The organism is Streptomyces sp. BK79 (assembly GCF_044142145.1).
GTDB lineage: Bacteria > Actinomycetota > Actinomycetes > Streptomycetales > Streptomycetaceae > Streptomyces.
Window position 1 is genome coordinate 13,932 of the sequence record NZ_JBHVOC010000009.1, and the last position, 21,053, is coordinate 34,984.

Genomic DNA, 21,053 nt, shown 5'->3' on the forward strand with positions numbered 1-21,053 from the left:
CTCCGTGGGCAACCAGGTCCCGTGGACGCCCGGCGTTGCACCGGCCGGTCCGGCGCCCGGCCCGTTCCAGACGCTCGGCCGACTGCGGAGATTGACCAGTGGGCTCCTCGAACTCGCCAACCGTGTTCATACGGCGGCCGAGGCCCTCGCAGGTCTGTCCCTCCACACCCGAAGTCCCGCCAGTTCGTCCTGTACCTGCTTCTCCCGTACGTCGGAGGCCGATCGGCTGAGGAGGGACATATGACCCAGCTGAAGTACACCAGCTTGTTCGACAACATCGAGGCACACGTCGAGACACTGCACACCAGCCCGCGTCTCGGTGCTGCCGCGGGCGCCGGGCCCTCGGACCTGACATTGCGGGAGGCGCGGGCGCTGGCGCACGGACCGTCACGTGCCGAGCCGACACCCCGGGCCATCTGGAGTCACGTCATGGCCGAGGCCGCCACGGACCCGGATCCCGGCGGCGTGTCGGTCCTGCTTCTCGTGTGGTTCACCCTCCCGAGACTTCGCCGGGCCGTGTGGCAGGTCTTGTCGCGCTTTCCGGCTGAACGGGCCGACCTCGAAGCCGAGACCGTACAGGGAGTCCTGGAAGGCGTCACGGCCGTCGATCCGCTTGCTGCCGGAGCGGGCGAACGACTGATGCGAGCGGCTGCCGGTCGCGCCTGGCGTCTTGCCCGGAGCTCGGTCCCGAAACGCCCCGCCCCGGATTCCGCCGCCCTGTCCGCGGACGGCGTCGCCCAGCCGTACCCGGATCGCTGGCCTTCCGCTTGGATCGTGCACATCACGCCCCCCGACCGCGCCGACGGGCTCGCTGCACCGATCCGCTTCTCCGCCTTGAGACAGCGCGTCGAGGGGGAACGCCTCGGCGCGCTCGCCGAGGAAATGGGCCTGCGCCATGTGGTCCACCGTGCCCGACGCCCCGGCCCTGGACGCCGTATCGGCACCCTGTCCCTGATCCCCTACGGGAGCCCGCGATGAACCGAACCCACCGAACACTCACTTTCGCCGAGGCGTTCGATCTCCCGTTGAGCGTCGATCTGCGAACCGCTGCTCGCGCATTCGCAGTCTGTCCCGCCACCGCATACCGGCTCATCCACGTGGGTCGCTTTCCCTGCCGAGTGGTTCGCGTCGGTCATCAGTACCGCATCCCGACGGCGTCACTCATGCGAGCCCTGGGCATCGAGAACCTTCCTGTCTACACGACGGACGTCGAGGCCGGGATCGAGATGTCCGCTGCCCTGACACATCATTTCGACGAGCAGGAGGACAGCCAGTGAGCACAGCGACCGGCACTGCCCCGGACGACTCGTCCCGTGGCACCTCGACCAGTTGCTTTGTGATCGGCCCTATCGGCGACAAGCACGCGGAGTACGGAAGCCCGAAGCGTCTCCTGTACGAGGGTGCGCTGCGCGTCTACGACGAGGTCGTCCGTGCAGCCTGCCGGGACCACGGAATCATTCCGTTGCGTGCCGACGCCATCGCGGACACCGGGGAGATCACCGACCAGATCCATCGGCGGCTTCACGAGGACGACATCGTGATCGCCGACGTCAGCGGAGCGAACGCCAACGTCATGTACGAGCTGGGCTTCCGTATCGGCCGAGGCAAGCCGGTGATCCTCATCGGCGAGAGTGGTGACCTGCCGTTCGATATAGCCCGGTTGCGGACCATTCGCTTCCGGAGGGCCGAGTCAAGCTTTCACGAAGCCCGCGACCAGTTGAGCCGCGTCCTCCACGAGGGAATCACCTGCGGATTCAGGAGCGTGCCCTACGCCAACGCGACTGTCTCCAGCCCCGCGCCGGCCGTCGACGGGGACGACGACGGAGATGACGACGGCGGCGACGGGCCAGGCATCGTGGACCGGCTGGCGCAGGCCGAGACCCAGATGGACTCCGTCCTCACGGACATGGAAGCCATGGGTGAGGCGCTGATGCGGATCGGCGTGGTGGCGGAGGAATGCACTCCGGAGATGAACGCGGCGAACGCGGCCAATCTGCCGGCCAGTGCCCGGCTCGCGCTCGTCAAGAAGTTCTCCACGGCTGTCGCTGAGCCGGCTGCCGCGTTCAGGACCAGCAGCGAGGCGTTCGCCGAACGCATGGTCGACATCGAGGCAGGAGTCCACGCGGCACTCGACCTCATCGAGAGCCGATCTCCGACCGAACGCGATGAGGAAGCCGAGAAGTTTCTGCACCAGATCATCGAGTTGGCTGAGTCCACCCGCGTGGGGACCACGCACATCGCCGAGTTGGGGGCGTCGATGAAGACGGTCGTCGGATACTCGAAACTGCTCCGGCAACCTGGACGCGATATCGCCGTTGGGGTACGCGCGGTCACCTCTCTCGAACTGCGCGTCGACTCCTTGGAGCGCCGGGCCCGCGCGCTCCTCGCCACCGGGGAATCATCGGCACCGGACCACGAAACCGCAGTCTCGCCGATGCTTTCCCACCTGACCGCTTCGTGACCCACTGACCTACGCACCTGCGGTGAGGGCAGCCTCATCGCGATAGTCGAGGCCCAGGGGCCGATGGTGAGGTGCGGCCTTAGAGGTTCTCCGCGCGACGAGTGATCACAGCGGACAACAAAAGGCCCAGGTCTCTGACCTGGGCCTTCTTCATGGAGCGGGTGACGAGAATCGAACTCGCGCTCTCAGCTTGGGAAGCTTGGGTTGTTCGCCAGTTGTTGGCTCGCTGATCTGCAGCGGAGTGTCGATGGCGCTCGGCCGCCCGCCTGTGTGTTGCCCGCTGTTCCCCGTGGTTCACCGCAGAATCTGGCACGCATTTGGCACGTCTGAACGGTTAACGCTGGCTGGTGTGTGGCTCTTGCCAGTAGCTTCCGGGCAACGCGGGTCGATCGTTGTCAGGGGGAGGACTGGTTGGAGCCCTACGTGGTTGCCTTGATTGCGGTGGCTGGCACCCTGCTGGGAAGTCTGGTTGGCTACGTCCTGCAACGGCGGCAAGCGCTACAGCAGCGACGCTGGCAGCACTCCGACTTGCATCGCCAGGAGACGCTAGCCCTCGTCCAGTCGACGTCAGCCACCTTTGACCAGCGTGAGGCGATGCTCTGGCAGGAGCGTCGAGCGCTCTATGTCCGGTTCCTCGCCGTAATCGACGATTGGACACGAGTCCTCAGGGACCTTTGCGGCCAGGGAGGGGTGCCCAGCGCTGAGGGTATTCAGACGTCCGATGACGCCCGCCAAGCGTCGCCACTCGCAGCTGCACACTTGGACGCATCTCGCGACTTTGCCAGATGTGACGCCGAGATGACCATGCTCGCTGGTACTCCTGTCCTGTCGGTGCTAGATGGCTTCCGAGAACAGATGTATCAGGCGGCGCGCGCGGCTCTGACCGGTGAAAGTGAACTGCCAGGCTTGTCAGAGCAGAGGGGGCGTCTCGTCCAGGCGATGCGTTACGAGCTGACTACGTCATTCGTTGGCGACCGGCATGCTTCGTCGGCGCGCGGCCGACATCCAGTTGGTGACGACGCTGCGGGGACCGCATCATCGGCGTGATGGCTGTGGACTGAGCGCCGGCCGCTCAGTCGGTGGCGTGGCCCCAGCGGCGCGGCGAACTCTTCCCTTTCTTCGGGAAGGCATCGATCGATCCTGTGTCGATGCGGCGGGAGTTGAAGCCACGACCTCTTCGTCCCGAAGCAACTTGGGTGGGCCCTCGACCTTGGGGCCGTGCGGCTCTTACCTGCTGCGATGGTCCGCAGGTGTCCGCGCTTGTCCGCCGCTGTCCGTCGGCGTTGTCACGCAGTTAGACACTCACCCTCAGCTATTGGGGACACTGCTACGCAGGGTCGCCACTGTGCCCGAAGGCGATGGCTGCGCGACATGTGTCCAGATGCTCAGGGCAGCCGAAATACTGCTTTGGCCGCTTGAAGAGCCCTTGGCGCCTGGTCACCCGGTACTCCGGCAGTTCATCACATGCCTGCACGTCGCAGGACGGGGCACGGTCAACGTCCGGGATGCGGTAGAAGTCCATAGCAACCGTGTCGCGCGTGCCGATGCCGGCGGCAGCAAGCTCGGCACCACTGCCGTAGAGGATCTGCTGCGTGCGGATCCACTGGCCGTTGATGAGTTCTGAGTGCTGCTCCATGCCGAAACCTTACTGAAGGTGAGCCCGTGCCTGGGCCTTCTTGGCGTATCTAGCCGATCGCATCGGCGGAAAGAAGCGCCCCCTCTTCCCCGACGGCTACCCCGTTGGGGAAACCCGTATGGTCGGGAGCTTCTGACCTTGGGGTTCGCTGCCAGCGGTCATGGGTCGACTGTCGGTGTCGGTCGTCGTTAGGTGGCCTCGGTGGGCGTCGGACGGCCCAGGGACGGCCCGAACGTCGCACCAGTCCCCTGGCGTCTGGTCGGGTGCTTCAGCCCACCGACCGTGCCGACTGGCGCCCTTCCACAGCAACCGCAGGCCCGCGACCGTCGCCCTTCTGCCTAATAGCTGTGCATCGGCCCTCATCGCAGCACATACTCGGAACATGGCATTGGACGTTGACCACAGCAAGCCTTTTCGCACCCCCCTGCAACTGAGGTCCCTAGTTGAAGCGGTAAAGGGTGCGGGTGAGCACGATGAAAATGACTGGATCGAATGGAAGTCGAACTACAACCTAAGAGAGAAGCAGACTAAAGCAACTCTTGCTCGCCATATTCTCGCTATGGCGAATAGATCAGTTGAGAAAAGCTCCCAAGCGGCCGGTGGGTTCGGCTACATCCTTGTGGGAGTTGAACCAGGCGCGGTAAATGGGGTATCTACGATTGACCTGGCCGATTTGGAGTCAGGAATTAGGCCTTACCTAGGACCGCAAGGCCCTGAGTGGGTTCCCTCCTACGTGACTATCGAGGGTAAAGAAGTGCTTGCCATAGCCGTCGACCCCCCGAAGGATGGTGACCCTATTCACACTCTTCATAAGGATTTTGACAGGTATTACGCTGGCATGATATTCGTACGCAGGACGGCCCAAACGGCGATTGCTGGTCCTGGCGAGGTCCTGCGCCTTACGCAGAGAGCGCAGACCTCAGAGGAGCGCCAGTCCCTCTCGCTTGAGAGCCTAGATGATCCTGTGGAAGTTCCGCCTTGGCCCTGGCTCGAAGAAACTGTGAGCTCGCTCCTTGCGAAGGAAAGGGAAACCGTCGAGGCGGGCAGGAGGAAGCCTCCTGCTTCCGGGAACAGATTTATCACTTCCCCAAGCTTTGACCGTCGCTCAGAAAGTGACTACGACAGGGAGGCGCGGGCCTACTTGCGCCGCTTCAAGGAGTATCTCTTTGACGTGGCGAGGCAGTCCTACGTGCGCAAAGGTCGGGGACTACTGCGCCTGCATCTCAAGAACTCACAGGAGCGCAGCTATCAGCAAGTAAGGGTAGAGCTCGACCTTCCGGAGGGTATCACTGCCTTCCTGGGCGACGATTATACGGGCAATAACGTCAAGAGGCCTCGCAGGCCGACTCCCCTTGGTGGAGAATACTCGTTCATACAGAGCAACATCGCTGACATGCAAGGGCTTGTTGTCACTGGGAATGTACCTGATGTCCATATGCGGGTAGAGGGAAATGCGGTCCTGTGTGACGTGGTCAGCCTACGAGCCGAGGAGACACTGCCTCTGCCTGCCGTGCATTTGATGGCTCCCGAAAGGTTGGGAGAGTCGCCGTTGGTGATGCCTTGGTCCGTGACCGCTGTTAACGCCTTGGGTCGCACTAGGGGGCACTTGGAAATCAGGCCCGGTCCCGAGATCGAGAAAGATGCAGATGACCCGGGGCCGGCGAGTAAATGAGAAGGTCGGCGGAGCGGCTTTGGGCTGGAGCTGATTTGGTGCGAGTGATCATGGCCCATTACGCTAGCCAGCGGATCGGGCAGGTTTGTGAGCCTGCCCGGTAGTGCCCGATCTTGGGCCATGATCTTCGAGGCTCGCGCCAAATTGGCTGCCTAAAGCCGTGGAGCCGACCCCCCAGCCACAGAGAGTTTCTCTCACTATGTGCCCGCAGCCGCCGAGCGCGCCGCCGGGCGCGGCCAGCCGGGGCGCAGACAGGAGGCAGGCCGCGCCGCAGAGGCGGCGCGCGCCCGCGCCGCGCGCGGGCCTTGAACCAGTAGAGAAAGTTGTAACTCAATCGGTCGGCTGGGGTCTGAAGGCATAGGCACAGGCCGGAAGTTCAGCGGCCTGCCGGTGTGCGAGGGGCAGGTAGAGCACTGGACGGATGGTCCAAGTGATGCGGAGTTGAGCGTGCTTGACGGTCACCGTGCACGGCTCGGAGCGTAGGAGAGCCCTCCTCGTCTCGGCGCGGTCCTCGTGCAGCCATGCCCACGCTTCGTCCGAGGCGTCCGAGTCGAGTGCCGGTGAGATGGTGCGGAGTGCGATGGCCACCCATCGGTCTGCTTGGGATGCGGAGTACGCGTCGAACGATGCTCGGAGTGCCGGCGGGTCCGGCCTGGTGACGTGTTCGGTCCAGCACTCGCACCAGTAGCCGCGGACTGTCCCGCTCACGAGGCCGCTCCCATCCGGTGGGCGGTGAGGACGTAGTGGGCGTTCTCGTCATGCAGGGTGAGTTGGTAGCCCGTTCCTGCGGTCATGTAGGCGAGGGCTCGTTCGTGCTCTGCCTCGTCGATCAGCCAGTGCAGTCCGGGCTGCGCGTATGCGGCGTCGAGCTGGTCGGTGATGTGGCGCGTGCGCTCTTGTAACCAGCGCAGGGCCAAGCGCGGGCTCGTGGTGTCGTGTGTCCCCAGGGGGATGGAGTGGGCCGCGTGCGAGGGGTAGGCGGCAGCCTGGCTGCGGTAGTGAAGGGGGCCACTGGCCGCGTCCAGTGCTTCGGGATGCCGGGACGTCAACACTGGTTTCCCCCTGCCAAGCGGGCCTGGGTGAAGAGCTCCGCGGTGACCGTGTAGCCGCCGTGGCTGTCGTAGACGACGACCCGGTGTGCGAGCGCACTGACCATGCCCAGGCCCCGGCCGTGCTCAGCCTGGTCGTCCTGGTGCTCGACCTTCGGAGCCGTGCCCGTGCCTCCCTCGTCCGTGACCGAGAGGGCGACCCCCTGCGGGGACACCGCGAGCGCCAGATGGAAGCTGCCCGTCTGCATGCCGCTGGCGGTATGGAGGACCGCGTTCGCGCTCAGCTCGCTCACGATCAGCTCGGCGTCGTCGGCCAGGGGAGATCCGCGCAGGATGTCCCGGGTCCAGCGGCGGGCCCGGCTGACCTCTTCCGGGAAACCTGGGCAAGACAGTCCCCAGACCCGGGCTGTACTCGTATACTCGTGCATACAAGTTCCTTCATGCTGGTAGGCCGCCATGTGCAGCGGGTTCGGGCTAGACGAGTTTCACGCCGTCGTGGGCGCGGATGGCCGGCGGAGACATCGCGTCGAGTGCGTCAAGGACGCGGATCGCGTAGGCCTCGTCGGCAAGGTCGATGACTTCTTCGCGGGTGGCCCAGCGCAGTGCGCGGGTCTCGTCTCCGGTGGTGGGGGTGCCGTCGGCTGCCTGGCAGCGGAAGACGAGGGAGACGATCAGGCCCGTCATGTTCTTGTAGACGCCGGTCAGGGTTGCAGGGAGCTCGATCTTGATGCCGGTCTCTTCGAGAACTTCGCGCTGGAGGGCTTCGGGGATGGTTTCCTCACGTTCGAGGATTCCGCCCGGGGGCTCCCAGTGACCGTTGTCGCGGCGCTTGATCAGGAGGGCCCGGCCTTGGTCGTCGACGATGACCCCGGCGACGCTCACGGAGTGCGGGCGTTCTGTGCTCACGTTCCTCGGCCCTCTCGGCTGACTAGGCTCTCCACCGTAGCAACAACACTCGCCCACTCGTCTAGATACCTAAAGGAGTACGCGTGACGTCTCTACCGAGCATTCTCGGCGGCCTCGACCCGACCAGTGATCGGGCAGTCTTCCGACAGATCGCCGACCAGCTGCGCGAGGCCATCGACCGTGGGCGATTCAAGGAAGGGGAGAAGCTGCCCTCCGAAGCTGAGCTGGTCGAGCACTACGGCGTTTCCCGGATGACGGTCCGCAACTCCTTCTCGGTTCTCCAGGGCGAGGGCCTGGTGTACGCCGAGCACGGCAAGGGCGTCTTCGTTCGGCCCCGGCCCCCGGTGCGGCGGCTCGCCTCGGACCGGTTCGCCCGGCGCCACCGCGAGCAGGGCAAGTCCGCGTTCATCGTGGAGGCCGACGCCGCCGGCAGTCACCCGAAGGTGGACAGTCTGGAGGTCAAGGAGGAGAAGGCCAGCCAGGACATCTCCACCCGCCTCGGCTCCGTGCGGCGCGTGCTCGCCCGGCGTCGCCGGTACCTGCTCGACGGACGGCCGGTCGAGTTCGCCACCTCGTACCTGCCGCTCGACATCGCTCGCGGGACGCAGATCGCCGAGCCGAATCCCGGCCCCGGCGGCATCTACGCCCGACTCGAGGAGCTGGGCCACCAGCTCGACCACTTCGAGGAGGAGATCCGGGCCCGGATGCCCTCGCCGTCCGAGGTCAAGACGCTGCAACTCGCTTCCGGCGTGCCGGTGATCCACCTGATCCGCACCGCCTTCGACACGGCCGGACGAGCCGTGGAGGTCTGTGACACGGTCATGGCCGCCGACGCTTACGTCCTCTCCTACCAGCTCCCGGCGAACTGATCGGCGGTTCGCGAGGCCACTCCCCCGGACTCGTACACCCCGACACGCATACTCGTATAGACGAGTGGGCAAGTGGTGTGGCAGAGTGGTCGACGTTCCCGGCGTCGCCGGGTTCGAAGACTGCAGCTTGTCTAGACGAGTAGATGGGAACAAACCTTGCGCACCATCCGTGTGGAGACCTCGGCCGCGACGATCCTGCTGACCGAGGCGCCCGAACCCAAGGTCCGCGACCGGCAGACGGGCGAGATCGCCAAGGACGCCGTCAGCGGTGAGGCCCTGATGACGATCGGCGTCGTCTACATCGAGGAGGGGGAGTCGTCCCTGATCAAGGTGACCGTCCCGGAGAGCGGGGTGGCGGAAGGGCTCGCCCTCGGCGCCCCGGTCTCTCTGCCGGGCCTGGTCGCCCGGCCGTGGGAAAGCGTCTTCAACGGGCAGCAGCGGCACGGCATCGCCTTCCGGGCCGCCGCCGTCACTCCGGCCGCCTACCCCGCCTCCGTGGGGGCTGCGGCCTGATGACCGACCTGGCAACGCTGCTGGAGGTGGGTGGTCCCGTCGCCGCACTCGGCGGTGGGGCCGCCTACGCCCGGGCCAAGCACCCCGGGGTGTACTGGTCCACCGTCGGCTTACCGATATCCACGGTCCGGCTGCTCAGCTCCTACAGCTCGGTCATGGAGGCGTGCGGTCTGACTGTCGCGCCCTCCCGGCTGCGGGTCTTGGCGGTCAAAGCCACCACCCGCCGTGAAGTCCGGCCCGTGCCGCCGCGTCGGGGGATCATCTGGCCGACCACGACGGGGCTGCGGGTCCGCCTGCGGCTCGCCCCAGGCCAGGAACCCGCCGATGTGGCCGCCTCCGCCGAACGGCTTCGGCACGCCTGGGGCGTCCACGCCGTCTACGTGAGCACGATCAAGCCGGGGGTGGTGGAACTGCGGCTCGTCGGCTTCGACGTGCTGCGGCGGGTGCGCATGCCGCGCAAGCTCCGCCCGGACCTGCTCCGGGTGCCGGTCGCGCTGCGCGAGGACGCCACTCCGTTCGTACGCGACTACCGCACCGTGCCGCACCAACTCACCCTCGGCGCCACGCTGTCCGGCAAGTCCATGTACCTGCGTCACCTCGTCGCCGGCCTCGCCCGTCAACCCGTCGCCCTGGTCGGCATCGACTGCAAGCGGGGCGTGGAACTGGCGCCCTTCGCCCCGCGTCTGTCGGCGCTCGCCACCGACCCGGAGCAGGCCGCCGAGCTGCTGCCCGTGCTGATCAAGGAAATGGAGGACCGGTACGACCTGATCAAGGCCCGGCAGGGCATCGCGCCGAGCACACCGGACGAGGAGATCACCTCCGACATCTGGGGCCTGCCCGAGCACGAACGCCCGGTGCCCGTCGTGCTGTTCGTCGACGAGGTGGCCGAACTCTTCCTCGTCGCCACGAAGAAGGACGAGGAGCGCCGGGACGAGATGGTCACCCAGCTCATCCGGCTCGCCCAGCTCGGCCGGGCCGCCGGCATCTACCTGGAAGTCTGCGGCCAGCGCTTCGGCGCCGAACTGGGCAAGGGCGCGACCATGCTGCGAGCCCAGTTGACCGGCCGTGTCTGCCACCGCGTCAACGACGAAGCCTCCGCCAAGATGGCACTCGGCGACATCGCCCCCGAAGCGGTCTCCGCCGCCTGCGCCATCGCCCCCGAACGGCCCGGCCTCGCCGTGGCCGGTGACACCTCCGGCGGCTGGTCCCGCATCCGTACCCCGTACCTCTCCCTCGGCAACGCCGCCGAGACCTGCCGCGAGTCGGCCCACCTTGTCCCCGACCTGCCCGCGCTCAAACCCTTCCGGCCCGACGTGCCCGTACGGCCGACCGTCCAGACGCCGGACCCGGTCGTGTGGCCCCGGCCAGTGACCGACTGATCCGCGTCCCCACGCATCCCCGGTCGGCGTGACCGCCTCACGCCACGTCCCTACCCCTCCCATGTCTGAATCCGGAAGGAGCCGCAGCATGCGTGCCCACCTGGCCCGCGTCGACGCGGTGCTCGTCCAAGCGGTCATCGCCGCCGCGCTGTCCTTCGCCCACCTGCACGACGTCGCCTCGGCGGCCGGACAGGACGGGTGGAAGGCGTGGGCCTACCCGATCAGCGTCGACCTGCTGCTCGTCGCCGCCTGGCGCCGACTGCGCTCCAGGGAGGCGAAAGCGGCCGGGTGGTGCTGGTTCCTGATCGCCCTCGCCGCATCCCTCGGCGCGAACATCGCCACCGCCGGACTGCTCGACCTCGACCACGTACCGGCCTGGCTCCGCATCCTCGTCGCGGGCTGGCCCGCGGTCGCCTTCCTCGGCGGAACCCTCCTCGTCCACTCCCCGCCGGCATCGTACGACGAGACCAGTGACGCCGTGGACGGAAAGACGTCCGAGGAGATCGAGGGCCAAGAGGACACCGACCTCTACCCCGCACCGGAACTCCCGGCACCTCCGGCAGTCGAGCCGGTACCGATCCCGGCATCGCCCACGCCTCCGGTCGCCGTCCCGGCCGCTCTGGTCGAGCACGCCCGCAAGGTCGCCGCCGAGCACCACGCCCGCACCGGGACGGCCATCGACACCCCAACCCTGCGCGCCCGCCTCGGCGTCCCGCCGCCCATGGCCGACGCCATCGCCGCCCAGCTCTGAGAGGAGACCTACGTGAGCACCAACCGCCGTTTCCGCTCCGTCACTCGCATCGGCCCGGTCCAGGTCGGCACGTACTACGACGGTCGCGGCCGGGAGAAGCACACCGCCGCCTGCACGGCCCCGCGCTGTGGCTTCTCCGCCGACTACGACAGCCGTGCCGCCGCCGAACTGGCCGCCCGTACCCACCGCTGCCCCGTCCGCTGAAAGGACCCGCACACCGTGACCGTCAGTCTCCCGCTCGTCGCCGTCCTCGGCTTCTTCGCCTGGGGAGCGGTCAAGTTCCTCGGCGTCCGCACATGGATCGTCGTCCTGATCGCCCTCTTCGGCTTCTGGCTCTCGCACACGTTCATGGCTCCGGCCATCGAGTCCGGTACGCGCTCCGGCGTGGACATCGTCAACGACTCACATGACTAGACGAGTAGGTAAGGAGAGCTTCGCCGTGTTCCTGCCCAAGTACCCCGACAGCCCGACGCCGCCGCCCGCGTACCCCCACGCCGTGGCCGAACAGGCGCCCGCGCGGCGTCCCGCCCCTCAGATCTCCGTCAGCACGGGAGCGGTCGCGGCCGCCCTCGTCGGCGGCGTCGTGCTGACCGCGCTCCTGGCCGCCGTCGCCGTCAGTGCCGTCTCCGTGGCTGTCGCCGCCGTGGTCCTGCGCTCGATGCTCCGCGACCAGCACCGCCGCTGACACACCAGACCCCCGGGGCGGCCTCGATACCGCCAAGCATCCGCCGCCCCGGGGCCCTCTCCCTCCAGCCGAAACCAGAAGGAGAAACCATCATCACCCGCGCCACTCCGCCCCCGCTCCAGGAACTCGGCGAACTGGCCGCCCTGGGCACCATGCCCGCACTCCTGCGCCAGCTCGCCGGCCTCGGCGGCTGCACCCACCCGATCCGCCTCGACGGCTACCGCACCGAGTACGACCTAAACACCCGCACCGGTGAGATCGGCAACGTCCTCCACCACCTCGACTCCTCCAGCCTCCCGGCCGGGCACCTCCTGGTCCGCTGCAACAACCGCCGCACCACCCGCTGCGCGGCCTGCGCCGAGATCTACCGCCGCGACACCTTCCACCTGATCACCAGCGGCCTGCGCGGCGGCAAGGGCGTCCCCGAACGCGTCGCCGCCCACCCGCGCGTCTTCGCCACCTTCACCGCGCCCAGCTTCGGCCCCGTCCACAACCGCCCCACCGACCCGGCCGGTTCGGTCCGTCGCTGCCGCTGCGGCGCCCTCCACGAGCAGGACGACCCCGCACTCGGCACCCCGCTCGACCCGGACACCTACGACTACGAAGCAGCCGTGCTGTGGAACGCCCACGTCGGTCCGCTGTGGCGGCGCTTCTCGACCTATCTGCGCCGGGAGGTCGCCAAGCGCGCTGGCGTGACACAGCGGGCCTTCCGCGAGCACGCCCGGGTGTCCTTCGCCAAGGTCGCCGAGTACCAGAAGCGCGGAGCCGTCCACTTCCACGCCGTCATCCGCATCGACGGCCCCGAGGGTGGCGACACCCCGCCACCTGCCTGGGCCACCGCCGAGCTGCTGACCGATGCCATCCGGTCGGCTGCTGCCGCCGCTCGCGTGGACGGGCCGGTCATCGACGGCCGGGCCCACACCTTCGCCTTCGGCCGTCAGCTCGACGTGCGCACCATCCGCTCGACCGACTTCGACGGCGGCCAGGAGCTGACCGAACGGGCCGTCGCCGCCTACATCGCCAAGTACGCCACCAAAGGCGCCGAGACCGCCACGGGAGCTCTGGACCGGCCGCTGAAGTTCCTCGCCGAACTCGCCCAGCTCGACATCAGCGACCACGCCCGCCGACTCATCCGCACCGCCTGGACCCTCGGCGCTCGCAAGGATCTCGAACACCTCCGCCTGCGGGCCTGGGCCCACATGCTCGGCTTCCGCGGCCACTTCTCCACCAAGTCCCGCCGCTACTCCACCACTCTCGGCGCCCTCCGCCACGCCCGCGCCGTATGGCGCCGCGCACAAGCCCTGGAAGCGGCCGAGACCGACCCGGACACGACCCTCGTCCTCGCGCACTGGATCTACGCCGGGACCGGCCTCACCGACGCCGAAGCCTGGCTCGCCGAAACCATCGAGCCCGCTCCCGGAACGGAAGGAGAGCCCACACGTGGCTGAGCGCTATCTATCGGTCGGGCAGGTCGCGGAACTGCTCGGCACCACGGTCAGCTTTCCTCGGCGACTCATCGAGGAGCGGCGTATCCGCTACGTCAAGGTCGGTCGGCACGTACGTATCCCAGAAAGCGCCCTTGCCGAGTTCATCTCGTCTCATACGGTCGAGCCGATCCGGCGGCCTCGCGCTCGCTACGGGAGGGCTGCCTGATGGCCAACAACCGAGGCAGACGACGCCGCTTCGGAGCAATCAGGAAACTGCCGTCAGGCCGCTATCAGGCTCGCTATCCAGGACCTGACGGTGTGATGCGTCCCGCTCCCTTCACCTTCGAGACGACGGCGGACGCCGATGACTGGCTCGCCGAGAAGCAGACCGAGATCCGCCGTGGCGAGTGGCGTGACCCCGACGCGGGCGCGGTGAGCTTCCGGGCCTACGCCGAGAAGTGGGTGGAGGAACGGGAGCTCGCGCCGCTGACGCAGGACCTCTACCGCTACCTCCTCGACAAGCACCTGTTCGCCTTCGCCGACCTGGACTTGGACGAGATCACCGCGCCCCGCGTCCGGGAATGGCGGGCTGAACGGCTGCGGCTCACGGGTGCCAAAACGATCACGGCAAAGGCGTACCGACTCCTCAAGGCCATCATGGAGACGGCCGTGGATGACGAGCTGATCACACGCAACCCGTGCCGCATCAAGGGTGCGGGTAAGGAGAAGGCCGCCGAGCGTCGTATCGCCACCGTCGACCAGGTGGACGCCCTCGCCAACGCGGTGGGCATGCGGTGGCGGCTCTTGGTCTACCTCGGCGCCTACGGTCCTCTCCGGCCCGAAGAGCTGGCCGGTCTCCGGCGCCGGGACGTCGACCTTGACCACTTACGGCTCCGAGTCCGCCTCGCCGAACCGGAGCGGATGAACGGGCGCCGCGTCCAGGGCGGCACCAAGTCTGAAGCGGGCACCCGGACTGTGATTCTTCCCGCCTTCCTCCGCCGGGAGCTCCGTTGGCACCTGGAGTCCTACGCCGAGCCGGGCCCGGACGGGCTGCTCTTCGTCGGGGAGAAGGGGGCTCCCTTCCGGCGCAGCACCTTCGGGCGGAAGTGGCGGAAGGCCCGGGAGGTCGTTGGCATGCCGGAGGGCTTCCGGTTCTACGACCTGCGACACACCGGGCACACCCTCTCCACCCGTTCCGGTGCCACCCTGAAGGACACGATGGTGCGCGCCGGGCAGTCGTCCGAGAAGGCCGCGCTGATCTATCAGCACTCCGACGAGGAGCGACAGGAGGAGGTCGCCGCCGGCCTCGATGCCACCGTCCGGAGGGCCCGGGAAGAGGCTGCCCGGAAGACGGCCGAGACACCTTCTGGCACGGATCTGGCACGCGGCCAGTGATCACCTCGGACAGCAAAACGGCCCAGGTCTCTGACCTGGGCCTTCTTCGTGGAGCGGGTGACGAGAATCGAACTCGCGCTCTCAGCTTGGGAAGCTGATGTTCTACCATTAAACTACACCCGCGTAAGACGCCGACCGAGGTCGGTGCCTGGACGCTCCGTCACTCTACCCCATCGTCGGCCCCCGGTGTTCGCGCCGTGGGGCCGACGGGTGTTCGGGTGTGGGGATCGCGGCTGCGGGGGGCCGGAGTTGGGGCGTACGGTGGGGGCCTGGGAGAGGTGCCGGGAGGGGCCGGAGTGCCGCCTGGAGAGTCGTCTCTTTGATCCCGTAGTGTGGCTTTTGTCGTCAGGGTAGTCAGCCAGACGCGGCTCTTGGGGAAGGGACTTGAAGGACTTGATGGATCGCACCGTCCTCCGCTGTGCCGATGGGCACGTGTTCACCGCCGCCTCGTTCCCGATGCAGCAGGCCGAGCGACTCGGCCCCGGCCGGCTCGTCCGATGTCCCCGGTGCGCGCGGCTGCGCAGTGCCGTGCCGGTGGGTTCGGGGAAGCGCTAGCACACACCCCGGGAGGGGTTCGGGCGCGCGGGACGGCGGCGGTTGTCGCAGCTCCGCGCGCCTTGCGTATCCTCGGTGCGTGCTTCTCTCAGACAAGGACATCCGGGCCGAGATCGAATCCGGACGGGTCCGCATCGATCCCTTCGACGACTCCATGGTGCAGCCGTCGAGCATCGACGTGCGCCTCGACCGCTACTTCCGGGTGTTCGAGAATCACCGGTACCCGCACATCGACCCCTCCGTCGAGCAGGCGGACCTGACCCGGCTCGTGGAGCCGGAGGGGGACGAGCCGTTCATCCTGCACCCCGGCGAGTTCGTACTGGCCAGTACGTACGAGGTCGTCTCGCTGCCCGACGACCTCGCCTCGCGACTGGAGGGGAAGAGCTCGCTCGGCCGGCTCGGGCTGGTCACGCACTCCACCGCCGGGTTCATCGACCCCGGGTTCTCCGGGCACGTGACGCTGGAGCTCAGCAATCTCGCGACCCTGCCCATCAAGCTGTGGCCGGGGATGAAGATCGGGCAGCTGTGCATGTTCCGGCTCACGTCGCCGGCCGAGCACCCCTACGGGAGCGAGCGGTACGGGTCCCGTTACCAGGGCCAGCGGGGGCCGACGGCCTCCCGGTCCTTCCTCAACTTCCATCGGACCCAGGTATGAGCAGGACGCGCGCATGAGTGATGTTCGGGAGAATCTGACCTACGAGCAGTTCGGCGTCGCCGTGCGCGAGCTCGCGCAGGCCGTCGCCGACGACGGGTACGAGCCCGACATAGTGCTCTCCATCGCGCGGGGCGGGGTCTTCGTCGCCGGCGGGCTGGCGTACGCGCTCGACTGCAAGAACATCCACCTGGTGAACGTCGAGTTCTACACCGGCGTCGGGACCACGCTCGAGATGCCGGTCATGCTCGCGCCCGTGCCCAACGTCATCGACTTCTCCCGCAAGAAGGTCCTCATCACCGACGACGTCGCCGACACCGGCAAGACGCTCAAGCTGGTGCGGGACTTCTGCCTCGACACCGTCGCCGAGGTCCGCAGCGCGGTGATCTATGAGAAGTCCCACTCGCTCGTCCAGTGCGAGTACGTGTGGAAGCGCACCGACGAGTGGATCAACTTCCCGTGGAGCGTCCAGCCGCCCGTCGTGCGGCGCACCGGGCAGGTGCTGGACGCCTGACCGGGCGGTCGTACGGGCATGCGGAAGGGCCCCCGGCGCGTGGCGCGCCGGGGGCCCTTGGCGTGACGGGTCAGAACAGGCCCTTGAAGGTGTTCCAGCCGCCGGTGCCGACCAGGACCCGGCCGCCGTAGGTGCCGGCGCCGGTGGAGGCGTAGCGCCACAGCTTCCCGGTGGTGTCCCGGGCCAGCAGGTCGGTGCGCCCGTCGCCGGACAGGTCGCCGGTGCCGACGAGGGCGGAGTAGGTGTTCCAGCCGCCGCCGACCCGCTCCCGCGGGGTGACGCCGCCGGTGGACGTGCCGTAGTACCGCCACAGCACGCCGGCGGAGTCGACGCCGAGGAGGTCGCCGCGCCCGTCGCCGTTCAGGTCCCCGGCGCCGGTGACGCGCTTGTACAGCTTCCAGTTGGTCTGGATCCGCACCCGGGGCTCGAACCGGTGGTCGGCCGTGCCGGCGTAGAAGTAGATGTCGCCGGTCGTGGCCTGGCGGGCGATGAGGTCCGGGTAGCCGTCGCCGTCGGCGTCGCCGGACGACGTGAGCTGGTCGTACTGCGCCCAGCCGCCGCCGATCGACGTGTACGGCGAGGAAGCGGTGACGACCTTCCCGCACCCGGGGCGGTAGGCCCGGAGCTGGTCCCCGACCCGTGCGAGGACGTCCGCGCACCGGTCGGCGTCCACGTCCCCGAAGGGCACGAGCACGGTGCCGGCGGGGAACGCGGTGCCGGATCCGGCGGTGCGGGCGGACACCCCGCCGGTGCCCGTGCCCCGGTACAGGGACACGGCCCCGGCGGAGTCCGTCACCAGCAGGTCGCCGAAGCCGTCGTCGCCGGCCAGGTCGCGCCAGGCGGCGGCGCCCCCGCGCACCTTCACGGTCCCGGAGGCCGTGAGGTCGGCTCCCACCCCGTCGGCGGGCTTGACGGTCAGGGTCCAGGTGTAGGACCCGTTGGCGGCGAGCTGCCCGTTCGCGTACTTGCCGTCCCACGAGGCGCGCAGCAGCCCGCGGGCCTCGCCGCCGGTGAGGGTCCGTACGGCCTTCGCGCCGCCCTTGGGCCTCAGCGTCAGCGACCACGAGGCGCCCGGCTTCGACAGCCACCACCGCGCGGCCCAGGCGCCGGCCTGGACGTCGACGGCCGCCGGGGTGTCGGCGTCGATGACCGCGACCGGGGAGGCGGGGACGCCCGACGGGACGATCCGTACGCGCCGGTCCGCGCCCGTGTAGGCCACGTGGCCGCCGAAGCGGTCGACGGTCCAGCCGGCCCGGCGCACCGTGCGGTCGCCGAGTTCGGCGGCGGTGACGATCACCCGCCGGGGCAGGTCCGCCTCCGTGCCACTGGCCGGGAGGCCGCCCCGCAGGTCGACGAGGGTGAGGCCGGCCTGGTCCGAGCGGCGGACCAGGTAGCCGTCGCCGAGGAGGGTGTCGTCGGCGCCGAGCTTCAGCGTGCGCTTGGCCTGCCGGTCGTAGAGGCCGCCGCTCTTGTAGGTGGGCCAGTTGTCGTCGCACTGCCAGTACACCCAGCGGCCGACGGCCTGGAGTTCGCGGGGCGCGCAGCCCGCGTCGAAGGTCTCACCGGTGGCGCCCGTCGACAGGTTCCTCGCCGCCACCGTGGTCGCCACGTCCAGGTCGGGGTCGTTCCAGGAGCCGGCGGCGCTCCACAGGGTGCTGCCCCAGACGGAGGCCGCGACCTGGTCGCGCCTCTCCAGGACGCTGCCGGTGTCGCCGTCCTTGAAGTGCAGGATCGACTGGGTGCCGCCGGATGCCTCGTCCACGATGCCGAACCGGCCGGAGAGGTCGACGAGTTGGGGGCTGTCGTGTCCGGAGGTCACCCGCGGGCCCCAGGAGGCGGAGCCGTTGCGGTAGAGCATGGTGACGCCCTGCTCGGTCGCTGTCTCGCGCCCGTGGTGTCCGTCACCGCCGGCGAAGAGGGTGGCGCAGTAGCCGATCTCGGCGTAGCCGCAGTCGCTGTCGTTTCCCGCCATGAGGCCGTCGACGGTCGTGTTCAGCTCCTCCGGGCGGCCGGAGGTCTTCAGCCAGGTGCTGCGGTAGGCGCCGACGTAGGTGTGCGGCATGAAGAGCTTGGAGTCGTCGGCCGTGGTGAGGATGCCGCTGCCCAGCGCGATGCCGGCCGGGTCGGCCGCCATGTCCTCGATGTCGGCGACGCGCTCGCGGGCGACGGTGCCGTCCGCGGCGGGCGTGAAGAGGTAGTACCCCCAGTCGAGCGGGCCGTAGTGGGTCTGCTGCTCGGCGCCGGCCACCAGGAGCGAGCCGTCGGGCGTGCGGTGCAGGGAGGGGGAGGCGACGGCCAGCAGGGACTTGAGGTGGTTTCCGGCGAGGTCGCGCAGGGAGAGTTCGTTGCCCCGGTACTCGTTGTTGCCCGGGTTGGGCCTGGAGACGGAGGCGAGACCCCCGGCGAGGGGCCGGAGGGTGTCGTCGTAGGAGGTGTTCCGCAGGTCGAGGGTGGCCGGCTCGGCGTCGAGGTCGTCGCGGCGGTACACCTGGGCGGCGTAGGTCTCCGGGGCGCCGAGGTGGAAGACGGTGTCCTGGTCGAAGGAGACGCTCTCGCCGTGCGGGGAGAGCGTCTTCAGCTTCCCGGTGGCGAGGTCGACGACCCACCACCCCTGGGACATCGTGGTGTCCTCCCACTTGATCGCGCGGACGGCGACGGACCGGGCGTCGCCCTCGCTGATGGTGAGGTTCCACCCCTCGGGCAGTCCGTCCAGCTTCTGGTCCCGTACCTGGCCGTTCTCCATGCGCAGCAGGTGCAGGCTCGTTTCGGCGTTCTCGGCGCCGGTGCGGGTGATGACGGTGTCGCCGTAGGTCGCGACGTACGACTGGCCCGAGGGGATCGGGATCGTGGCCGTCGGGCCGCCGGCCCGCTGCTGGAGCGTCACGTGCGGGGCGGGAGACGGGTGGTGGACGGCCACGGTGTCGGAGCCGTGGCCGAAGTCCCCCGGGTACTGGGTGAAGCGGAAGTCGTCCACGTCGTAGGCGAGCGGCTTCGGCAGCCGGTGGTCGAGGACGGTGGCCGCGCCGGTGGCGTAGTCGATCCAGCGCAGGCGGTCGTCGCCCTCCTGGGCGGTGAGGAAGCCGGTCTCGCCGGCGTTCAGGACGAGGGTGGCGCGCGGCACGAAGCGGGCGCCCGGGCTGACGACGACGGGCTCGGCCGGGACGCCGGGCTCCGCGGCGACGGCCGTGCCCGTGGTGGCGCCGGTCCCGGCGGTCACGGCGAGTGCGACGGCGAGAGCGGTACGGGCGAGCGCGCGCCGACGGCGCTCGGCCCGCTTGTGCGGCGGACGAATCACGGAAGAAGTCCCTCCCCAGGGCATTCGACGCAAGGGGGGCGTTCACGATTCGCCGCTCTGCCCTGCGCGAGCAGGGCGACAGTAGCAGTAGGTGATCACCGCGCGGCAGGGGAAGGGCCCTCGGCGTACGCGACGCCGAGGGCCCTCTTCCGTACCGGTCTCGAAGGAGCCCGATACCGGGCTCGAAGGAGCTAGAACGTGCCCAGCTTCACGATCGACAGCAGCGCGATGAGCTGGATCGCCGAGGCGCCCAGCGCCTTCGGCCAGGGCAGGTCGTGGGAGCGGCTGACCATGAGGGTGAGCAGGGCGCCGGCCGCGACCCAGGTGGCCCAGCCGAGGACCTGGACGAAGGAGGCGTCGCCGCCGAGGAACAGGGCGAAGACCAGGCGGGGGGCGTCCGTGAGCGACATGATCAGCATGGAGAGGCCGACGGTCGGCTGCCAGGCGCCGTCGCCGCCGAGCTGGCGGGCCAGGGTGTGGGTGACCACGCCCAGGACGAACGCGCTCAGCACCATCGCCACGGCCGTGGTCAGGACGATCGGCACCGCGTTGGACAGGGTGGCGTTGATCGCCTCCTCGCGGGCGCCGTCGAAGCCGAAGACGGCGAGCAGGCCGTAGAGGAAGGTCACGATGAGCGCCGGGGCCCACATCGCGTAGTCCCGCATCTGGAGGAAGGTCTGGTTGGGGGCGAGGACGACGCCCCTCAGCAGGGCCTTCCAGTGCAGGCGGGGGCCGACCGGGCCGGACGGCGCGGCGGAGCCGGCGCGGTAGGTGCCGCCCTGGTTGTAGGGGTCGTCGCCGACCGTGAACGCCTGGGTGTGTCCCGGGTTGTTGGCCGCGTACGGGTCGTGCGGGGCGTGGCCGCCCCCGTGGGGGCCGCCGCCGTGGGGGTGGCCGCCGTCGCCGAAGTACTCCGGCTCACCGTGCCCGCCGCCGTGCGGCTGTGGCCACGGTGAGCCGCCGGAGGCGGGGCCGCCGCCTCCGTACGGCTGCTGCGGGTACGGCTGCTGAGGCGTCGCGGGACTGCCGTACGGCGGTCCCTGGGGCGCCTGCTGTCCGTACGGAGGGTGTTGCGGTCGCGCGTTGGGAGCGCCGTTGTTCCGGCCGCGTCCGATCCTGAATCCAGCCACGCCTTCGAACGTACCTGGTCCCGGAGAGTGACGTGCGGGGCCCGGCCGTTCGGGGGGTCCTTTGGGGCCGAGCTGTGACATCCCTTACGGGGGTTGAGCGGGGAGTCCCCTAGGGGGCGTGCGGTGGTTCCGGTACCGGTCCGGATCCCGGTCCAAGGCCCGGC

23 protein-coding genes and 1 tRNA gene are annotated in these 21,053 nt (G+C 68.9%); 16 read left to right on the plus strand and 8 right to left on the minus strand.

What is annotated here, in order from left to right:
- Positions 1 to 240: 240 nt before the first annotated feature.
- Genes ACFIF2_RS13005 through ACFIF2_RS13015 form a run of 3 tightly spaced genes read left to right on the plus strand, consistent with a single transcriptional unit; the run spans position 241 to position 2,461 of the window.
- Positions 241 to 978: a hypothetical protein gene (locus tag ACFIF2_RS13005; protein WP_395572758.1), complete on the plus strand. Its 738-nt coding sequence runs from the start codon at positions 241 to 243 to the stop codon at positions 976 to 978.
- Entirely contained in the window at positions 975 to 1,277 is a 303-nt protein-coding gene (locus tag ACFIF2_RS13010; RefSeq protein ID WP_395572759.1) for a helix-turn-helix domain-containing protein, read from the plus strand. Before ACFIF2_RS13005 ends, ACFIF2_RS13010 begins: the two co-directional genes overlap by 4 nt.
- Positions 1,274 to 2,461 (plus strand): hypothetical protein, encoded by a 1,188-nt coding sequence (locus ACFIF2_RS13015; protein ID WP_395572760.1) that lies wholly within the window; start codon positions 1,274 to 1,276, stop codon positions 2,459 to 2,461. Before ACFIF2_RS13010 ends, ACFIF2_RS13015 begins: the two co-directional genes overlap by 4 nt.
- A 1,327-nt stretch (positions 2,462 to 3,788) precedes the next feature.
- Here ACFIF2_RS13015 and ACFIF2_RS13020 read toward each other — a convergent pair.
- Positions 3,789 to 4,097, minus strand: coding sequence for a hypothetical protein (locus ACFIF2_RS13020; protein WP_395572761.1), 309 nt, complete (start codon positions 4,095 to 4,097; stop codon positions 3,789 to 3,791).
- Between the two features lie 382 nt (positions 4,098 to 4,479).
- On the opposite strand from ACFIF2_RS13020, the gene ACFIF2_RS13025 reads away from it, so the two are divergent.
- Positions 4,480 to 5,769, plus strand: coding sequence for a helix-turn-helix domain-containing protein (locus tag ACFIF2_RS13025; protein ID WP_395572762.1), 1,290 nt, complete (start codon positions 4,480 to 4,482; stop codon positions 5,767 to 5,769).
- Positions 5,770 to 6,099: 330 nt separating this feature from the next.
- On the opposite strand, the gene ACFIF2_RS13030 is transcribed toward ACFIF2_RS13025, so the two are convergent.
- The 4 genes from ACFIF2_RS13030 to ACFIF2_RS13045 all read right to left on the minus strand — a co-directional run bounded on the left by ACFIF2_RS13030 (position 6,100) and on the right by ACFIF2_RS13045 (position 7,700).
- Positions 6,100 to 6,477 carry a hypothetical protein gene (locus ACFIF2_RS13030; RefSeq protein WP_395572763.1) on the minus strand — a complete coding sequence of 126 codons (378 nt, stop codon included), beginning with the start codon at positions 6,475 to 6,477 and terminating at the stop codon, positions 6,100 to 6,102.
- Positions 6,474 to 6,686 carry a hypothetical protein gene (locus ACFIF2_RS13035; protein WP_395572764.1) on the minus strand — a complete coding sequence of 71 codons (213 nt, stop codon included), beginning with the start codon at positions 6,684 to 6,686 and terminating at the stop codon, positions 6,474 to 6,476. The genes ACFIF2_RS13030 and ACFIF2_RS13035 overlap by 4 nt, the downstream gene beginning before the upstream one ends.
- A 128-nt stretch (positions 6,687 to 6,814) precedes the next feature.
- Positions 6,815 to 7,246, minus strand: coding sequence for an ATP-binding protein (locus ACFIF2_RS13040; protein WP_395572765.1), 432 nt, complete (start codon positions 7,244 to 7,246; stop codon positions 6,815 to 6,817).
- Positions 7,247 to 7,292: 46 nt separating this feature from the next.
- Complete coding sequence (locus ACFIF2_RS13045; protein ID WP_395572766.1) at positions 7,293 to 7,700, minus strand: NUDIX hydrolase; 408 nt, start codon at positions 7,698 to 7,700, stop codon at positions 7,293 to 7,295.
- Positions 7,701 to 7,807: 107 nt separating this feature from the next.
- On the opposite strand from ACFIF2_RS13045, the gene ACFIF2_RS13050 reads away from it, so the two are divergent.
- The 10 genes from ACFIF2_RS13050 (at position 7,808) to ACFIF2_RS13095 (ending at position 14,743) form a co-directional block, all read left to right on the plus strand.
- Positions 7,808 to 8,593, plus strand: a complete 786-nt coding sequence (locus ACFIF2_RS13050; protein WP_395572767.1) for a GntR family transcriptional regulator — start codon at positions 7,808 to 7,810, stop codon at positions 8,591 to 8,593.
- A gap of 156 nt (positions 8,594 to 8,749) precedes the next feature.
- Positions 8,750 to 9,106, plus strand: a complete 357-nt coding sequence (locus ACFIF2_RS13055; RefSeq protein ID WP_026235468.1) for a hypothetical protein — start codon at positions 8,750 to 8,752, stop codon at positions 9,104 to 9,106.
- Positions 9,106 to 10,485: an FtsK/SpoIIIE domain-containing protein gene (locus ACFIF2_RS13060; protein WP_395572768.1), complete on the plus strand. Its 1,380-nt coding sequence runs from the start codon at positions 9,106 to 9,108 to the stop codon at positions 10,483 to 10,485. The genes ACFIF2_RS13055 and ACFIF2_RS13060 overlap by 1 nt, the downstream gene beginning before the upstream one ends.
- 88 nt (positions 10,486 to 10,573) lie before the next feature.
- Entirely contained in the window at positions 10,574 to 11,236 is a 663-nt protein-coding gene (locus ACFIF2_RS13065; protein WP_395572769.1) for a DUF2637 domain-containing protein, read from the plus strand.
- Between the two features lie 12 nt (positions 11,237 to 11,248).
- A complete protein-coding gene (locus tag ACFIF2_RS13070) occupies positions 11,249 to 11,440 on the plus strand; it encodes a mobile element transfer protein (protein WP_248509980.1) in 192 nt (63 codons plus the stop codon).
- Positions 11,441 to 11,455: 15 nt separating this feature from the next.
- The gene (locus ACFIF2_RS13075; RefSeq protein WP_395572770.1) at positions 11,456 to 11,650 is read left to right on the plus strand and encodes a hypothetical protein; all 195 of its coding nucleotides are present in this window, start codon (positions 11,456 to 11,458) and stop codon (positions 11,648 to 11,650) included.
- A gap of 25 nt (positions 11,651 to 11,675) precedes the next feature.
- Entirely contained in the window at positions 11,676 to 11,921 is a 246-nt protein-coding gene (locus ACFIF2_RS13080; RefSeq protein ID WP_395572771.1) for a SpdD protein, read from the plus strand.
- A gap of 152 nt (positions 11,922 to 12,073) precedes the next feature.
- On the plus strand, positions 12,074 to 13,369 hold the full coding sequence (locus tag ACFIF2_RS13085) for a replication initiator (RefSeq protein WP_395572772.1): 1,296 nt from the start codon (positions 12,074 to 12,076) through the stop codon (positions 13,367 to 13,369).
- On the plus strand, positions 13,362 to 13,574 hold the full coding sequence (locus ACFIF2_RS13090; protein ID WP_395572773.1) for an excisionase family DNA-binding protein: 213 nt from the start codon (positions 13,362 to 13,364) through the stop codon (positions 13,572 to 13,574). The genes ACFIF2_RS13085 and ACFIF2_RS13090 overlap by 8 nt, the downstream gene beginning before the upstream one ends.
- Positions 13,574 to 14,743 (plus strand): tyrosine-type recombinase/integrase, encoded by a 1,170-nt coding sequence (locus ACFIF2_RS13095; protein WP_395572774.1) that lies wholly within the window; start codon positions 13,574 to 13,576, stop codon positions 14,741 to 14,743. The genes ACFIF2_RS13090 and ACFIF2_RS13095 overlap by 1 nt, the downstream gene beginning before the upstream one ends.
- A 49-nt stretch (positions 14,744 to 14,792) precedes the next feature.
- On the opposite strand, the gene ACFIF2_RS13100 is transcribed toward ACFIF2_RS13095, so the two are convergent.
- Positions 14,793 to 14,866 (minus strand) — tRNA-Gly (locus ACFIF2_RS13100).
- A gap of 511 nt (positions 14,867 to 15,377) precedes the next feature.
- On the opposite strand from ACFIF2_RS13100, the gene dcd reads away from it, so the two are divergent.
- Both dcd and ACFIF2_RS13110 read left to right on the plus strand, forming a co-directional pair.
- Positions 15,378 to 15,953: a dCTP deaminase gene (gene dcd / locus ACFIF2_RS13105; protein WP_395572775.1), complete on the plus strand. Its 576-nt coding sequence runs from the start codon at positions 15,378 to 15,380 to the stop codon at positions 15,951 to 15,953.
- A 13-nt stretch (positions 15,954 to 15,966) separates the two neighbouring features.
- Positions 15,967 to 16,464: a phosphoribosyltransferase gene (locus ACFIF2_RS13110; protein ID WP_395572776.1), complete on the plus strand. Its 498-nt coding sequence runs from the start codon at positions 15,967 to 15,969 to the stop codon at positions 16,462 to 16,464.
- A gap of 70 nt (positions 16,465 to 16,534) precedes the next feature.
- Here the strand turns inward: ACFIF2_RS13110 and ACFIF2_RS13115 are convergent, their stop codons facing one another.
- Both ACFIF2_RS13115 and ACFIF2_RS13120 read right to left on the minus strand, forming a co-directional pair.
- Positions 16,535 to 19,759, minus strand: a complete 3,225-nt coding sequence (locus ACFIF2_RS13115) for an FG-GAP repeat domain-containing protein (protein ID WP_395572777.1) — start codon at positions 19,757 to 19,759, stop codon at positions 16,535 to 16,537.
- A 191-nt stretch (positions 19,760 to 19,950) separates the two neighbouring features.
- Positions 19,951 to 20,970: a Yip1 family protein gene (locus ACFIF2_RS13120; RefSeq protein ID WP_395572778.1), complete on the minus strand. Its 1,020-nt coding sequence runs from the start codon at positions 20,968 to 20,970 to the stop codon at positions 19,951 to 19,953.
- Positions 20,971 to 21,053 lie beyond the last annotated feature (83 nt).

What these genes read in the sequence shown, in the direction of transcription:
- ACFIF2_RS13040 (WP_395572765.1), bottom strand. Translation starts at nt 7,246, where the DNA reads ATGCACGAGTATACGAGTACAGCCCGGGTCTGGGGACTGTCTTGCCCA.
- ACFIF2_RS13060 (WP_395572768.1), top strand. Translation starts at nt 9,106, where the DNA reads ATGACCGACCTGGCAACGCTGCTGGAGGTGGGTGGTCCCGTCGCCGCA.
- ACFIF2_RS13120 (WP_395572778.1), bottom strand. Translation starts at nt 20,970, where the DNA reads ATGTCACAGCTCGGCCCCAAAGGACCCCCCGAACGGCCGGGCCCCGCA.
- ACFIF2_RS13020 (WP_395572761.1), bottom strand. Translation starts at nt 4,097, where the DNA reads ATGGAGCAGCACTCAGAACTCATCAACGGCCAGTGGATCCGCACGCAG.
- ACFIF2_RS13010 (WP_395572759.1), top strand. Translation starts at nt 975, where the DNA reads ATGAACCGAACCCACCGAACACTCACTTTCGCCGAGGCGTTCGATCTC.
- ACFIF2_RS13025 (WP_395572762.1), top strand. Translation starts at nt 4,480, where the DNA reads ATGGCATTGGACGTTGACCACAGCAAGCCTTTTCGCACCCCCCTGCAA.
- ACFIF2_RS13085 (WP_395572772.1), top strand. Translation starts at nt 12,074, where the DNA reads ATGCCCGCACTCCTGCGCCAGCTCGCCGGCCTCGGCGGCTGCACCCAC.
- ACFIF2_RS13005 (WP_395572758.1), top strand. Translation starts at nt 241, where the DNA reads ATGACCCAGCTGAAGTACACCAGCTTGTTCGACAACATCGAGGCACAC.
- ACFIF2_RS13065 (WP_395572769.1), top strand. Translation starts at nt 10,574, where the DNA reads ATGCGTGCCCACCTGGCCCGCGTCGACGCGGTGCTCGTCCAAGCGGTC.
- ACFIF2_RS13095 (WP_395572774.1), top strand. Translation starts at nt 13,574, where the DNA reads ATGGCCAACAACCGAGGCAGACGACGCCGCTTCGGAGCAATCAGGAAA.
- ACFIF2_RS13110 (WP_395572776.1), top strand. Translation starts at nt 15,967, where the DNA reads ATGAGTGATGTTCGGGAGAATCTGACCTACGAGCAGTTCGGCGTCGCC.